Consider the following 13,942-nt stretch of genomic DNA (forward strand, 5'->3'; position numbering starts at 1 on the left):
CGTGTTAATGGAGAAGCGCCCGCCTTTCGTGACCGGGCCGCTACGGAACGTCAGCGCCGTTGCCGGTGCCGGGTAATCGCGGCGCCGGAGGAGTCAGGCGCCAAAAGCCTTGCTCTTGCCCTTCACGGGTTTGGCGCCCGCGAGCAGGTGCTTGGGGACAAGATTTCGGGCAGGTTCCGAGTAACCCACGGACACGATCTTGTCGCCGCGATAGGTGAACGACGTCAGCGAGGCGAGCGTGCACTGCCGCTTGCGCGGGTCGTGCCACAGCCTGCGCTTCTCCACATAGCTGCGCACGATCCAGATGGGCAGCTGGTGGCTGACGCACACGGCCTCGTGGCCGCGGGCGGCGTCCCTGGCCGCGTCCAGCGCGCCCATCATCCGCACGACCTGGTCGATGTACGGCTCGCCCCAGGACGGCTTGAACGGGTTGACCAGGTGCTTCCAGTTGTCCGGGTTCTTCAGGGCGCCGTCGCCGACTCCGAAGGTCTTGCCCTCGAAGACGTTCTCGGCCTCGATCAGACGGCCGTCGGTGGCCAGGTCGAGGCCGTGCGCCTTGGCGATGGGGGTCGCCGTCTCCTGGGCGCGCTCGAGCGGCGACGCCACGACGTGCGTGACGTCCCGCGACGAGAGGTGCTCGGCGACCCGGTCGGCCATCCGGCGGCCCAGGTCGGAGAGGTGATAGCCGTCGAGCCGCCCGTACAGGACCCCGTCGGGGTTGTGCACCTCGCCGTGGCGCATGAGGTGGACGACGGTCAGCTCTTCGGCACGCTTGCCGGCCGCGGTCATGCGGAGCCCTCCGGGGAGTTCGTGGCTTCGGCGGCCGCGCGGGCGGCGGCCGGCAGGGCGGCCGCGACGCGCTCCACGGCACGCTCGTCATGGGTGGTGGAAACGAACCAGGACTCGAAGGCCGAGGGCGGCAGATACACGCCCTGCGACAGCATCGAGTGGAAGAACGCGGTGAAGCGGAAGGACTCCTGGCCCTTCGCGTCCTCGTAATTGCGCACCTCACGGTCGGTGAAGAACACGGAGAACATATTGGAGGCGTTCTGCACCCGGTGCGCCACGCCTTCCTTGCGCAGTGCGTCGCTCACGAGTCCGCGCAGTTCGAGCGAGACGGCGTCGACCTTCTCGTACGCGGTGTCGTCGAGGAGGCGCAACTGCGCGAGACCGGCGGCCGTGGCGATCGGATTCCCGGACAGCGTGCCCGCCTGATAAACCGGGCCCACCGGCGCGAGATGCCCCATGACATCGGCGCGGCCACCGAATGCGGCGGCGGGAAATCCACCGCCCATGACCTTTCCGAAGGTCATCAGGTCCGGGGTCACGCCGTCGACACCGAACCAACCCGCCCTGCTGGTACGGAATCCGGTCATGACCTCGTCGGAAATGAACAGCGCGCCGTTCTTCGCACAGGCCGCCTTGAGGCCCTCGTTGAAGCCGGGCCGCGGCGGCACCACGCCCATGTTCCCCGGCGACGCCTCCGTGATCACACAGGCGATCTCGCCGGGGTGGGTGTGGAAGGCCTCGTGCACGGCCTCCAGGTCGTTGTACGGAAGGACGATGGTGTCGCCCGCCTGGGCGCCCGTGACACCGGGCGTGTCCGGCAGGCCGAGGGTCGCGACGCCCGACCCCGCCGCGGCGAGCAGGGCGTCCACGTGCCCGTGATAGCAGCCGGCGAACTTGACGACCTTGGCCCGGCCCGTGAACCCGCGGGCGAGCCGGATGGCGGACATCGTGGCCTCGGTGCCGCTGGAGACGAGCCGGACCTGCTCGACGGGGGCGACCCGGTCGACGATCTCCTCGGCGAGGGCGACCTCGCCCTCGCCGGGCGTGCCGAAGGAGGTGCCGCGGGCGACGGCCTCCTGGACGGCCGCGAGGACCTCGGGGTGGGAGTGCCCGAGGATCATCGGACCCCAGGAACACACGAGGTCTACGTACTCACGTCCATCGGCATCCGTCAGGTACGGACCGGTACCGGACACCATGAAACGGGGCGTACCACCCACCGCGCGGAAGGCGCGCACGGGCGAGTTCACACCGCCGGGCGTCACGGCCGCCGCACGGTCGAAGAGAGTCTGCGAAACTGGGGCGCTATACGGGAAGCTCACATGAACCATGGTGTCAGAGGGTCCGGACATCGTGGCCGGGCCTCCCGCGCGGCGGCTTTCCACGCCGTCTCCCCAGCCAGGGGGCGGCGGGCGCGGAAATCCCGTGGACCGGTGTTTCGCCCCACGTTTCGGCGGGTGACCGTGGGGGAGGTCACTGACACGATGATCGGGTTGCGTGGCAGGGTCCACGCGCCTTAGAAAAGCACTCGGGTGGAGATATGCAGCGCGGTGGCGGACTGGGCGAGGGGACCGACGGCCCGGTCCCCCGGCGTGCCCGGCGGGGCAAGCACCGGCGAGAGGCAGAGGCGGTCCCGGCCCCCGAGCAGCGGACGCCGGACAGGGTGGAGCGTGACCGGTCGGGAATCAGGAGCGGCGGGGTGGGGGTGACGTACAAGTACTTCGGCGCCCCCGACGGCGCCACGGCGGCCAGGGTCCCCATCTCGATGCGCCCCGAGGAACTCGGCGGCGACGAGCTGGGCATGGGCGGCATGTTCACCAAGATCAAGCCGGAGACGATGGCCGCGATGGTCCTCACCGGCATCGAGGGCATACCCCTGCACAAGGTCCCCCCGCTGGAACTGGTCGTCCTGCACCCCGACTACGCCGTCGTCAAGCTCCCCATGACGGTCGTCGACCCGCTGCGCGGCGTCGGCGAGGAGTCGGTCGGCGCGGCGGCCTTCATCTGGTCGACGGTCCCCGACCGCGGCGGCCCCAGGGACGCCTTCAACGTCTACCAACTCCTGCACGAGTGGCAGGACTTCAGCCACCGCCTGCACGACGCGGGACACCAGGCCTACTGCCTGGTGTGGCCCTAGGCCCGCCGTCAGCGCTTGAGCACCGCCTTCATCACCGCCTTCGCGATCGGCGCCCCCAGCTTCCCGCCCGCGATCTCCGAGCGGGAGATGTCCATGTCCTGCGGGTCGACCAGGACGGCGACGGCCACCGGCGAGCTGCCGTCGGACCGCTTGGCGTAGGAGACGAACCACGCGTACGGGCGCTCGTCGCGCACATGCGCGCCGTGCTGCGCGGTGCCGGGCTTGCCGCCGACCGTGACGCCCTCGATCGCCACCTTGTCGCCGGTGCCGTCGGTCACGGTGTGCTCCATCATCTCCTGGACCTTGCGCGCGGTGGACTCCGAGACGGCCCGGTTCAGCTCCTGCGGCTCGGTCTTCGCCACTGTCGAGAGGTCGGAGCCCCGCAACTCCTTGACCAGGTACGGCTTCATCACCTTGCCGTCATTGGCGAGGCCCGCGGTCACCATGGCCATCTGGAGCGGGGTGGTGGTGACACTGCCCTGCCCCATGCCGGTCAGCGCGGTCTGCGGCTCGTCCAGCTTCTCGGGGTACGCGCTCGGCGCCGTACGCACCGGCATGAACTGCTCCTCGTTGAAGCCGAACTTCTCGGCCGTCTCCCGCATGCCGTCCTTGCCGGTCCGCAGCGCGGCGTCGAGGAAGACGTTGTTGCACGACCACTGCATCGCGGTCTTCATGGAGACCTTGTCGCACATCGAGTCCGGCACCACGTTGCCGATCGTCGTCGAGCTGAGCGGCAGCCGGTAGGGGGCGCGGGCCTTCGAGCGCGCGTCGATGTCGGTGACCGTGCCGTGCTCCAGGGCGGCGGCCGCCGTGAGGATCTTGAACGTCGAGCCCGGCGGATACGTCTCGCGGAACGCGCGGCTGTTCAGCGGCTTGCGCTTGTCCTCGTTCAGCTTCTTGAACGCGGCCCCGTCCTTGCCCGAGATCCCCGCGAACACCGACGGGTCGTACGAGGGCGTGCTCGCCATGGCCAGGATCCGCCCGGAGCGCGGGTCGAGAGCGACCACCGCGCCCTTGGCGTCCAGATCCGTCAGCCCCTTGTACGCCGCGCGCTGCGCCTTCGGGTCGATGGTGGTGATCACGTCGCCGCCCGCGGGGCGCTCCCCCGTCAGCGTGTCGAGCGGCGAGCCGAGCAGCCGCCTGTCCTTGCCGCTGAGCAGGTCGTCGTGCACCCCCTCCAGGAAGGTCTGCCCCTGGCTCTGCGAGAAGAAGCCGGTGACCGGCGCGTACATCGGGCCGTCCCGGTAGACCCGCTTGTACTTGAAGTCCGACCCCGGCGTCGGCACCGAACCGGTGATCGCCCGGCCGCCGACGACGATGTCACCACGCGGCTGGGCGAAGGTGTCGATCTTCACCCGCCGGTTCAGGTCGTGCTCGGCGAGGGCGTCGCCCCGCACGAACTGCACCCAGGTCGCGCGTATCAGCAGGGCCAGGACGAGGACACCGCAGAAGACGGCGGCACGGCGGACGGTCTTGTTCATGCGCCGAACAGAACAGCACTTCGCCCCCTCATGTCCAAGTTCCCTATCGCCCACTTATCCATCAATCCGCGATATCGTTGCTGCTCGTGGACCTGATAAGGCACATGGAGTGCTTTGTGGCTGTTGCAGAAGAGTCACATTTCGGTCGGGCCGCGGAGCGTCTCGGCATGGCGCAGCCGCCCCTGTCGCAACGCATCCAGCGCCTGGAACGCCACCTCGGCGTACGGCTCTTCGAGCGCACCAGCCGCCAGGTGACGATCACCAAGGCCGGCACCCTCCTCCTCGACGACGCCCGCGAACTGCTCGGCCGTTCCGAGGCGCTCCTCGCCACCGCACGCCGCATCCGGGACGGCGAGAGCGGACTGCTGCGCGCCGCGCTCCCGCCGGACATCGCGGGCGACACCGTCGCCGCCCTCCTCGACGGCTTCCGCGCCCACGGCACCGGCGTGGAACTGGAGCTGCGCGAACTCACCACCGCCCAGCAGCTCGCCCAGCTCGCCGCCCACGACCTCGACGTCGGCCTCATCCACCACCCCTGCGACGTCACCGGCCTCGAACTCGGCCCCGTACTGCGCCGCGAAATAGGCGTCCTGCTGCCGCGCGGCGCCCCCGCGGCCGCGCTCACCGAGGTGCCGCTCACCGCGCTCACCGGCTACGACCTGGTCCTCTTCCACCGCAGCGCCGCCCCGGGCCTGCACGACGACCTGCTCACCACCTGCGCCCGCGACGGCTACACCCCGACGGCGGTCCGGCACGGCCAGGGCGCCAGCTTCGTCCGCGGCCTGATCCTGTCCTCGCACGCCGTCGCCTTCGGCCCCAAGGACGCCCATCCCGCACCCGCCGCCGACCAGGACCTCGACCTGGTCTGGCGGCCACTCGCGGGCGCCCCGCTCGCCCTGCGGCACTCCGTCGCCTGGCCCAAGGGGCGCGGCGACACCGCCGTGAGCACCTTCGCGCGGGCGGTCACGCGGGCCCTGCACAGCACCGCCGCCGTGAGTGCCGACACGCCCCCGCGCCCACTCCATCTGCGCCCTACCGCGGAGTACTGGCTGTGACCAACACCCCCGCACGCCTCCGGGAGGCCTTCGCCGAGGCCGGCGTCACGGGCCGGCTGCACGCCGTCGACATCGACTCCGGCGCCGACGTCGGCACCGGCGCCGACCAGGCCGTCGTCACCGCGAGCGTCCACAAGCTGTGCGTCCTGATCACCCTGCACGAACAGGCCGCCGCCGGCCTCGTCGACCTCACCGAGCAGGTCGAGTGCCCCGCTGACGGGCGGGCCTCGGGTCCTACCGGGCTCTCCGCGATGCTCGACCCCGTCCGGATGTCCCTGCGCGACGCGGCCTATCTGATGACGGCCGTCAGCGACAACACCGCCGCCGAACTCTGCCTGGCCCGCGTCGGCCTCGACGCCGTGAACGCCACCACCGCCCGCCTCGGCCTCACCCGCACCCGGGCCCTGCACACCTTCCGCGCGATGTTCGAGTCCATGCGCGAGGACGCGGGCCCGGGCGGCGCCCGGGCACTCACCGACCCCTACGTCATCGCCCGCCTCCGCGCCCTGGACCCGGCCCGCTCCAACCACAGCACCCCCCGCGACATGACCCGCCTGCTGCGCGCCCTGTGGCGGGACGAGGCCTGCACCCCCGAGCACGGCGCGGCCGTGCGCCGCGTCCTCGGCCTCCAGGTGTGGCCGCACCGCCTGGCCGCCGGCTTCCCCTTCGACGACGTCCACGTCGCGGGCAAGACCGGCAGCCTGCCGACGCTGCGCAACGAAGTGGGCGTCGTCGAGTACCCCGACGGCGGCCGCTACGCCGTCGCCGTCTTCACCCGCGCCGCCCGCACCGACGCCACCCTGCCGTCGGCGGACGCCGTCATCGGCACGGCGGCGCGCATCGCGGTGGAGGCGCTGCGGGCGGCGGGGTGAGGCGGGCGGCGGGGCGGGACTGTCAGACCCTTTGCCTACCGTGAGGGAATGGAGAGATCACCAGCACCGGACGTCCGGCTCGTGCCCTGGTCCAAGGACGACTTCGACCTGCTCGTCCGGCACAACGCACCCGAGATGACCGCGCACCTGGGCGGCCCCGAGTCCGACGAGAAGCTCCTCGACCGGCACCGGCGCTATCTGGGCCTCGAAGGCAGCCGCAGCGGCTGGATGTTCCGGATCGTGGCGGGCCCCGAGGAGAGCACGGCCGGGATCGTCGGCTTCTGGGAGAGTACCCACCACGGCGAGGACATCTGGGAGGCCGGCTGGGGCGTGCTGCCCGAGTCCCAGGGCCAAGGGATCGCGGGCGCGGCGGTGCGCCTGGTGGTGGCCGCGGCCCGCGCCACGGACACGCACCGCCACCTGCACGCCTTCCCCTCCGTGGACAACGCCGCGTCCAACGGGGTGTGCCGCGGGGCGGGCTTCGTCCTGCTCGGCGACGAGGAGATGGAGTACCCCAAGGGCCGCTGGATGCGGTGCAACGACTGGCGGATCGACCTGACGCGGGGGTAGCGGCGACAGGGGTAGGAGGGGTCGGCACCGGCCCGAGTCGGCACCGGCCCGAGTCGGCACCGGCCCGCGCCGACACCAGCACGCGCCGACACCAGCACGCGCCGACACCAGCACGCGCCGACACCAGCACGGGCCGACACCAGCACGAGTCGGCATCACACGAGCCGACACCGGCGCGAGCCCCGCTCCCGCCCGGCGCCGCCGCCACGGCCGTCCCTGGCACCCGGTGCCGCTCCGAACCCCCGCAGACCCCACATGCCACCCTGGTGACCATGTCGGTCGCCCGCTCCGCAGCCCTCTTCGTCGTCGCCGCCCTCTTCGAGATCTCAGGCGCCTGGCTGGTCTGGCAGGGCGTGCGCGAACACCGCGGCCTGCTGTGGGTCGGCGCGGGAGTGCTCGCGCTCGGCGCCTACGGCTTCGTGGCCACGCTCCAGCCCGACGCCGAGTTCGGCCGGATCCTGGCCGCGTACGGCGGGGTCTTCGTGGCCGGTTCGCTCGCCTGGGGCGCGGTCGCGGACGGCTACCGGCCCGACCGCTTCGACGTCACGGGCGCGCTGATCTGCCTCGCGGGCATGGCCGTCATCATGTACGCCCCGCGCGGCGGCTGAGGGCGCCCCGAGGCCCCGTGGGGCCCGGGCCCACGCCCGCCTATGCTGACCGGACCGGCCCAGCACGGACCGCACGTACGCAGCCGGATCCGCACCGGAACCGGACCCGAACCCCAGGGAGCCCCGCATGGCAGCCGCCGCCGAAACGCCCCGCAAGCCCGGCATCGCGATCGTCACCGGTGCCAGCGGCGGCATCGGCGCGGCCACCGCGCGCGGCCTCGCGGCGGCAGGGCACCGGGTGGTGCTCACGGCCCGCCGCAAGGACCGCATCGAGGCCCTTGCCGCCGAGCTGACGGCCGCGGGGCACGACGCGACGGCGTACGCCCTCGACGTCACCGACCGCGCGGCCGTCGACACCTTCGCGACGGCCTTCCGCGAGATCGCGGTCCTCGTGAACAACGCGGGCGGCGCGCTCGGCGCCGACCCGGTCGCGACGGGCGACCCAGAGGACTGGCGCCGGATGTACGAGACGAACGTCATCGGCACCCTGAACGTCACCCAGGCCCTGCTCCCCGCGCTCACCGCGAGCGGTGACGGCACCGTGGTCGTCGTCTCCTCGACGGCGGGCCACGGCACGTACGAGGGCGGCGCCGGTTACGTGGCGGCCAAGCACGCCGAGCACGTACTCGCCGAGACCCTCCGCCTGGAGATCGTCGGCACCCCGGTCCGCGTGATCGAGGTGGCCCCCGGCATGGTCAGGACGGAGGGCTTCGCGCTGACCCGCTTCGGCGGCGACGAGGAGAAGGCGGCCAAGGTCTACGCGGGCGTGGCCGAGCCGCTCACCGCCGAGGACGTGGCGGACACGATCACCTGGGCGGTCACCCGCCCGCCGCACGTCAACATCGACCTCCTCGTGGTCCGCCCCCGCGCCCAGGCGTCCAACACGAAGGTCCACCGGGAGCTGTGATGACGTACGCCGCCGACGACCCCGGCACCCCCGGCGGCTCGCCCGACTCCCCCGACCCCCTGGTCAGGCTCACCTACGAACAGGAGTCCCGCCGCCTGGCCGAGGAGAAGAAGAACGAACGCATGGTGTGGTGGTACCTCGCGTACTTCCTCTTCGGCATCCACATCGTCGCCTTCGTCATGATCTACGCGGTCACCCACTCCGGGTAGGCGCCCGCCCGGCCCCCGCGCCGGGCGACCGCTCAGCCCTTCACGCAGACGACCTGCTTCAGCTTCGCCACCACCTCGACCAGGTCCGTCTGCTGGTCGATGACCTTGTCGATGGACTTGTACGCCCCGGGGATCTCGTCCACGACACCGGAGTCCTTGCGGCACTCCACGCCCCGTGTCTGCTCCTCCAGGTCCTGCGTGGAGAAGCGCTTCTTCGCGGCGTTGCGGCTCATCCTGCGGCCCGCGCCGTGCGACGCGGAGTTGAAGGACGCCTCGTTGCCGAGGCCCTTCACGATGTACGAGCCGGTGCCCATCGAGCCCGGGATGATGCCGTGGTCACCGGAGCCCGCGCGGATCGCGCCCTTGCGGGTGACCAGCAGGTCCATGCCGTCGTAGCGCTCCTCGGACACGTAGTTGTGGTGGCAGGAGATCTCCCGCTCGAAGTCGGGACGGGCCTTCTTGAACTCCTTGCGGATCACGTCCTTCAGGAGCTCCATCATGAGCTTCCGGTTGTGCTTCGCGTACTCCTGCGCCCAGAACAGGTCGTTGCGGTACGCGGCCATCTGCGGGGTGTCCGCGATGAAGACCGCCAGGTCGCGATCCACGAGGCCCTGGTTGTGCGGCAGGTCGCGGGCCACCCCGATGTGGTGGTCGGCGAGCTCCTTGCCGATGTTGCGGGACCCGGAGTGCAGCATGAGCCACACCGAATCGGACATATCTACACATACTTCAACGAAATGATTTCCGCTGCCGAGCGTCCCCATCTGCTTCACGGCCCGCTCCCGACGGAACTTGACCGCCTCCGCCACTCCCTCGAACCGTCCCCAGAAGTCGTCCCACCCCCCGGTGGCCACCCCGTGGAAGCGCTCCGGCCCGACGGGGTCCTCGTGCATCCCCCGCCCCACCGGAATCGCCTGCTCGACCTTCGCGCGCAGCCGGGACAGGTCGTCGGGCAGGTCGGCGGCCGTCAGCGACGTCCTCACCGCCGACATTCCGCAGCCGATGTCGACGCCCACCGCCGCCGGGCACACGGCACCCTGCATGGCGATGACCGAGCCGACCGTGGCGCCCTTGCCGTAGTGGACGTCCGGCATCACGGCCAGGCCCTTGATCCACGGCAGCGTGGCGACGTTCTGGAGCTGCTGCATGGCGGCGCCCTCGACCGTCCTCGGGTCCGCCCACATCCGGATGGGCACGTTCGCACCCGGCAGTTCCACGTACGACATGGCTTCCCCATTCCCCCGGTACGACAACAAAAGACGTGAAGCGCAAATACCGGCGCCAAGGTCGACGTATGAGACAACGGACCGGCATCCACAGCAGTGCGTGCGATACACATTGTCTCCACCGGTCGTCCGCCGGCGGCAACCGAATAACCAGGCCGTCCACGTCGAGAGGAGCCAGCACGGTGCAGCGGAGGGTCTACGTACCGGGCGCCGCCGCGCTCCTCGTGGTGCTGCTCGCCGGGTGCACCGGCGGCTCGGGCACCACCGGCGGCGACGACGGCAAGCCGGGCGAGTCCGGCAGCGCCGCGGCCGTCGCGGAGCCCGGCAAGTACCGCACGCTGCCCGAGCCCTGCGGCGCGGTCGACCCGTCCTCGCTCGACTCCCTGCTGCCCGGCCTCACGGACATCGAGGACCCCGTCCAGCGCGAGAGGGCCTACGAGGGCGCCGCCACGGTCACCTACGACACCGACCGGCGCGTGGGCTGCCGCTGGAAGGTCGAGGCGCCGGACGCCACGCACCATCTGCTGGTCGACTTCGAGCGCGTGGTGTCGTACGACGGGACGGTCAGCGACGACACCCGCGCCGAGGACAACTACCGGGCGAAGCTGACGGAGGCGGGCATTCCGGCACCCTCCGACTCCGAGTCCGAGTCCGACTCCGAGCCCACGGGGGACGGCGGCGGGAGCGACGGGCCCGGCGCCTCCGACGGGCCCGCCACGGACAAGGAGAGCGCGAAGGGCGAGGAGGGCGATGGGGGCGAGGAGGGCGATGGGGGCGAGGAGAAGGACGGCGCGTCCGGCTCCGCGGCCCGCTCCGACGACGGCTCCCGCGGCTCCCGCAGCGCCCACAAGGCCGACGGCCCGGAGGGTCCCACCCCCCACGCCACCGAGAACGCGACCGAGGGCGAGGGCGACCCCGAGGCCACCCGGTCCGCCCCCGAGGGCTACGAGCCCCGCACCCTGGACGACCTGGGTGAGGAGGCCTTCGTCGACGACACCCTCGCGACGGCCGCGGCGGCCACCCGGCACCGGACCGTGACTGTGGTGTTCCGCACGTCGAACGTCATCGTCACCGTCGAGTACGACGAGCAGCCCGCCCGCCGCACCGAGGTCCCCGATTCCAAGGAAATGCAGGACAACGCGCGCGAACTCGCCGGGAAGCTCGCCGACAGGTTCGACGGCTGACACCCCCGCGGCCCGCCCGCGGGCTGCCGGGAACCCGGGTCACCCGGTTCGCACACCGCGTACGGTGACTCAACGGCCCCATCGAACGGCACGGGCGCCGAGCGACCCGAGTGCCCCGTGAACCCGAGTGACCCCGTGAACCTGAGTGAAGGAACCATGCACCGACCCGCACAGCGACAGCGACAGCGACTCACCCGCGTTCTTGTGGGCGCGGCCGCCGTACCGGTGATCCTTTTCGCCTCCGCATGCAGCGGCGACGACTCCGGATCGGACGGGGACAAGAAGGACGCGGGCGCAGCCGAGTCCTCGGCCTCCGCGTCGGGTGGCGCCGACGGCTCCGCCGACAAGCCCGCCGAGGTGGAGAAGGCCGCCTTCGGCAAGCTCCCCGAGCCCTGTGACGCGCTCTCCGAGAAGACGCTCGGCGACCTCGTCCCCGCCGCCAAGAACAAGTCCGGCAAGGCGGGCACGTCGAACGACGTGTCGACGCGCGGCAACTGCACGTGGGACAGCCTGGACAACAACGGCGTCGACGGTTCGCAGTTCCGCTGGCTGCGGGTCTCGCTGAACCGCTTCGAGTCCGACCAGTCGCTCGGCGCGGGTGCCAAGCGCGCCCAGACCAACTTCACCAAGCAGGTCACCGACGCCCAGGCGGCGAAGGACGCCAAGGGCGTCAAGACCACGCCGGTGCAGGGTGTGGGCGACCAGGCGACGCTGGTCAGCTACGACGTCAAGAAGGACAAGGACACCTTCAAGCAGCAGACGCTCGTGGCCCGCCTGGAGAACGCCGTCGTCACCGTCGACTACAACGGCGCGGGGCTCGCGGGCGACGATTCGCCGGACGCGTCCTCGCTCGCCAAGGACGCGCAGAAGGCCGCCAAGGAGGCCGTGGCGGCGGTCGCCGACGCCAACAAGGCGGGCGGCGCCGAGGGTCCGGCCACGGACGGCAAGGACTCGAAGGCCCCGAAGGACCCCAAGGCCTCCGAGGACCCGAAGGATTCCGAGGGCTCCAAGGACTCCGGCGAGGGGTCCGGTGCCGCGCCCGGGAACGACGCCCAGGGCTGATCCCTCCCCCCCGCCTCCCCCGACGGACCATCAACTCGCCGCTCCCTGAGCGCAGTTGCGGAAGCCCGGCCGCCCCGGTGGCCGGGCTTCCGCCGTACCGGCGTACGAGTGCGCGCACAGATGTGCCAGGCTGTCGCTCGCAACACGCCGGGCGGGCACAGGCACAGGCACCGGTACAGGCACAGGCAGGGAGGGGTTCGCGGGTGGCCGCGATGCAGCTGACACGCATGCACCGGATACTCATCGGGGTCGTCGTCTTCGGTGCGCTCGTCATCGCGGGGATCGGCTTCGCGGGGTCGTACGCGGCCGTGCGCGAGCTGGCGGAGAAGAAGGGCTTCGGCTCCTTCTCGGTGGTCTTCCCCATCGGCATCGACGCGGGCATCTGCGTCCTGCTCGCGCTCGACCTCCTGCTGACCTGGATCAGGATCCCCTTCCCGCTGCTCCGCCAGACGGCGTGGCTGCTCACGGCCGCCACCATCGCCTTCAACGGCGCCGCGGCCTGGCCGGACCCGCTGGGCGTGGGCATGCACGCGGTCATCCCGGTGCTCTTCGTGGTCGCGGTGGAGGCGGCCCGGCACGCGATCGGCCGGATCGCCGACATCACGGCCGACAAGCACATGGAGGGCGTGCGCATGACGCGCTGGCTGCTCTCCCCCGTGCCGACGTTCCTGCTGTGGCGGCGCATGAAGCTGTGGGAGCTGCGCTCCTACGACCAGGTGATCAAGCTGGAGCAGGAGCGCCTGGTGTACCAGGCCCGGCTGCGGTCCCGCTTCGGCCGCTCCTGGCGCCGCAAGGCCCCGGTGGAGTCCCTGATGCCGCTGCGCCTGGCCCGCTACGGCGTACCGCTCGCGGAGACGGCGCCCGCGGGTCTGGCGGCGGCCGGTATCGAACCGGCCCTGCTCCCGCCCGTGGCCCCGGCCCCGGCCCCCCGCACGCCGGAGCTGACGAAGGCGGAGACCCCGTCCCCCGCGGCCCTGGCCAAGGACCCGTCCCCCGAGCCCCGCCCCCTGCCGGATCCGGAGCCCGCACCGCAGCCGCAGCCCGCACCGGGGCCCGCCGTGGAGCCGCAGCCCGCTCCCGGGGACCAGCCCGCCCCGGAGCCGGAGCCCGCCCCCGAGGAGCAGCCCCCCGGCGCCCACGCGAGCCCGTGGTTCGCGGCCCCGCAGCCGCCGCAGCAGTACGCCGAGGGCCCGGTGTCGTACGACCCCGAGGCCCCGTACGACGAGTGGTACGAGGAACAGGCACAGGGGCAGGGCTACGCCGAGCAGTTGGCGTACGAGCAGCAGCAGTACGCCGACCAGCAGGCCTACGAGCAGCAGGCCTACGACCAGCGGGTCCACGACCGCCGGGCCCGAGCCCAGGAGGTCTACGGGCAGCAGGCCCACGAGCAGGGGACTTACGCCGCGCAGCCCGAGACGGCCGACGACGGCTCCGGATTCCGGGTCCCGGCGGGCCCGGGCCGCACCCGCCCCCTCGCCAACCCCCCGCTGATCCCCGGCCCGCGCGAGGAGCAGGCCCCGGCCCCCGAGAGCGCCCCTGAGCCCCTGCCCGAGCCCGCCGCGGCGGAGAGTGCGGGCCTTCCGGACGACATGACCCGCGAGGAGGCGTACTTCAACGCCTTCCGCAAGTACGTGGGCGAGCTGGGCGACTATCCCAACGCCCGCCAGTTCAGCCTGTACCTGATGGACCTGTACGGCGTCACCGGCCAGTCCGGCGGCCCCCTCACGGAGAGCACGCTCCGGCCGTACCTGCGCGACTTCCGCGACCGCTACCAGCGCTCGCTCGACGAGGACGCCGAACACATCGCGTAGCGGCCCCGCCGGGCACCGCGGGGGCCGTGGG

Annotated in this window: 14 protein-coding genes; 10 read left to right on the plus strand and 4 right to left on the minus strand. The window is 71.9% G+C overall.

From position 1 onward, the window contains the following. Positions 1-93: 93 nt before the first annotated feature. Both ACH4DX_RS14310 and hemL read right to left on the minus strand, forming a co-directional pair. Positions 94-789, minus strand: coding sequence for a histidine phosphatase family protein (locus tag ACH4DX_RS14310; protein ID WP_398122237.1), 696 nt, complete (start codon positions 787-789; stop codon positions 94-96). Further along, positions 786-2,120 carry a glutamate-1-semialdehyde 2,1-aminomutase gene (gene hemL / locus ACH4DX_RS14315; RefSeq protein WP_398155215.1) on the minus strand — a complete coding sequence of 445 codons (1,335 nt, stop codon included), beginning with the start codon at positions 2,118-2,120 and terminating at the stop codon, positions 786-788. The genes ACH4DX_RS14310 and hemL overlap by 4 nt, the downstream gene beginning before the upstream one ends. 209 nt (positions 2,121-2,329) lie before the next feature. On the opposite strand from hemL, the gene ACH4DX_RS14320 reads away from it, so the two are divergent. Further along, positions 2,330-2,926 (plus strand): hypothetical protein, encoded by a 597-nt coding sequence (locus ACH4DX_RS14320; protein ID WP_078965292.1) that lies wholly within the window; start codon positions 2,330-2,332, stop codon positions 2,924-2,926. An 8-nt stretch (positions 2,927-2,934) separates the two neighbouring features. Here the strand turns inward: ACH4DX_RS14320 and ACH4DX_RS14325 are convergent, their stop codons facing one another. Then, positions 2,935-4,407 carry a peptidoglycan D,D-transpeptidase FtsI family protein gene (locus tag ACH4DX_RS14325; RefSeq protein ID WP_398155216.1) on the minus strand — a complete coding sequence of 491 codons (1,473 nt, stop codon included), beginning with the start codon at positions 4,405-4,407 and terminating at the stop codon, positions 2,935-2,937. Positions 4,408-4,493: 86 nt separating this feature from the next. On the opposite strand from ACH4DX_RS14325, the gene ACH4DX_RS14330 reads away from it, so the two are divergent. From ACH4DX_RS14330 to ACH4DX_RS14355, 6 genes are all read left to right on the plus strand, one after another. Continuing rightward, entirely contained in the window at positions 4,494-5,462 is a 969-nt protein-coding gene (locus ACH4DX_RS14330) for a LysR family transcriptional regulator (RefSeq protein WP_398155217.1), read from the plus strand. Continuing rightward, entirely contained in the window at positions 5,459-6,334 is an 876-nt protein-coding gene (locus tag ACH4DX_RS14335; protein ID WP_398155218.1) for a serine hydrolase, read from the plus strand. Before ACH4DX_RS14330 ends, ACH4DX_RS14335 begins: the two co-directional genes overlap by 4 nt. Before the next feature lie 48 nt (positions 6,335-6,382). Then, positions 6,383-6,904 (plus strand): GNAT family N-acetyltransferase, encoded by a 522-nt coding sequence (locus ACH4DX_RS14340; RefSeq protein WP_398155219.1) that lies wholly within the window; start codon positions 6,383-6,385, stop codon positions 6,902-6,904. Between the two features lie 272 nt (positions 6,905-7,176). After that, positions 7,177-7,512, plus strand: a complete 336-nt coding sequence (locus tag ACH4DX_RS14345; protein WP_398122242.1) for a YnfA family protein — start codon at positions 7,177-7,179, stop codon at positions 7,510-7,512. A gap of 127 nt (positions 7,513-7,639) precedes the next feature. Beyond that, complete coding sequence (locus tag ACH4DX_RS14350) at positions 7,640-8,419, plus strand: SDR family NAD(P)-dependent oxidoreductase (protein WP_398122243.1); 780 nt, start codon at positions 7,640-7,642, stop codon at positions 8,417-8,419. Next, positions 8,419-8,628, plus strand: a complete 210-nt coding sequence (locus tag ACH4DX_RS14355) for a hypothetical protein (RefSeq protein WP_398122244.1) — start codon at positions 8,419-8,421, stop codon at positions 8,626-8,628. Before ACH4DX_RS14350 ends, ACH4DX_RS14355 begins: the two co-directional genes overlap by 1 nt. Positions 8,629-8,660: 32 nt before the next feature. On the opposite strand, the gene ACH4DX_RS14360 is transcribed toward ACH4DX_RS14355, so the two are convergent. Further along, positions 8,661-9,854, minus strand: a complete 1,194-nt coding sequence (locus ACH4DX_RS14360) for an RtcB family protein (RefSeq protein ID WP_398155220.1) — start codon at positions 9,852-9,854, stop codon at positions 8,661-8,663. Positions 9,855-10,036: 182 nt separating this feature from the next. Between ACH4DX_RS14360 and ACH4DX_RS14365 the strand changes: the two genes are divergently transcribed. The 3 genes from ACH4DX_RS14365 (at position 10,037) to ACH4DX_RS14375 (ending at position 13,911) form a co-directional block, all read left to right on the plus strand. Continuing rightward, the gene (locus ACH4DX_RS14365; RefSeq protein ID WP_398155221.1) at positions 10,037-11,038 is read left to right on the plus strand and encodes a DUF3558 domain-containing protein; all 1,002 of its coding nucleotides are present in this window, start codon (positions 10,037-10,039) and stop codon (positions 11,036-11,038) included. Positions 11,039-11,194: 156 nt separating this feature from the next. Continuing rightward, positions 11,195-12,100, plus strand: coding sequence for a DUF3558 domain-containing protein (locus tag ACH4DX_RS14370; RefSeq protein WP_398155222.1), 906 nt, complete (start codon positions 11,195-11,197; stop codon positions 12,098-12,100). A gap of 212 nt (positions 12,101-12,312) precedes the next feature. Beyond that, positions 12,313-13,911 (plus strand): DUF2637 domain-containing protein, encoded by a 1,599-nt coding sequence (locus ACH4DX_RS14375; protein WP_398155223.1) that lies wholly within the window; start codon positions 12,313-12,315, stop codon positions 13,909-13,911. Positions 13,912-13,942 lie beyond the last annotated feature (31 nt).

Origin of the sequence: Streptomyces sp. NPDC017940, from assembly GCF_044328435.1 — a bacterium.
Classification (GTDB): domain Bacteria; phylum Actinomycetota; class Actinomycetes; order Streptomycetales; family Streptomycetaceae; genus Streptomyces.

Excerpts from the sequence above, each read along its gene's own strand:
- ACH4DX_RS14370 (WP_398155222.1), top strand. The coding sequence starts at position 11,195 with ATGCACCGACCCGCACAGCGACAGCGACAGCGACTCACCCGCGTTCTT.
- ACH4DX_RS14325 (WP_398155216.1), bottom strand. The coding sequence starts at position 4,407 with ATGAACAAGACCGTCCGCCGTGCCGCCGTCTTCTGCGGTGTCCTCGTC.
- ACH4DX_RS14310 (WP_398122237.1), bottom strand. The coding sequence starts at position 789 with ATGACCGCGGCCGGCAAGCGTGCCGAAGAGCTGACCGTCGTCCACCTC.
- ACH4DX_RS14345 (WP_398122242.1), top strand. The coding sequence starts at position 7,177 with ATGTCGGTCGCCCGCTCCGCAGCCCTCTTCGTCGTCGCCGCCCTCTTC.
- ACH4DX_RS14320 (WP_078965292.1), top strand. The coding sequence starts at position 2,330 with ATGCAGCGCGGTGGCGGACTGGGCGAGGGGACCGACGGCCCGGTCCCC.
- ACH4DX_RS14340 (WP_398155219.1), top strand. The coding sequence starts at position 6,383 with ATGGAGAGATCACCAGCACCGGACGTCCGGCTCGTGCCCTGGTCCAAG.
- ACH4DX_RS14355 (WP_398122244.1), top strand. The coding sequence starts at position 8,419 with ATGACGTACGCCGCCGACGACCCCGGCACCCCCGGCGGCTCGCCCGAC.
- ACH4DX_RS14360 (WP_398155220.1), bottom strand. The coding sequence starts at position 9,854 with ATGTCGTACGTGGAACTGCCGGGTGCGAACGTGCCCATCCGGATGTGG.
- hemL (WP_398155215.1), bottom strand. The coding sequence starts at position 2,120 with ATGGTTCATGTGAGCTTCCCGTATAGCGCCCCAGTTTCGCAGACTCTC.
- ACH4DX_RS14375 (WP_398155223.1), top strand. The coding sequence starts at position 12,313 with ATGCAGCTGACACGCATGCACCGGATACTCATCGGGGTCGTCGTCTTC.
- ACH4DX_RS14350 (WP_398122243.1), top strand. The coding sequence starts at position 7,640 with ATGGCAGCCGCCGCCGAAACGCCCCGCAAGCCCGGCATCGCGATCGTC.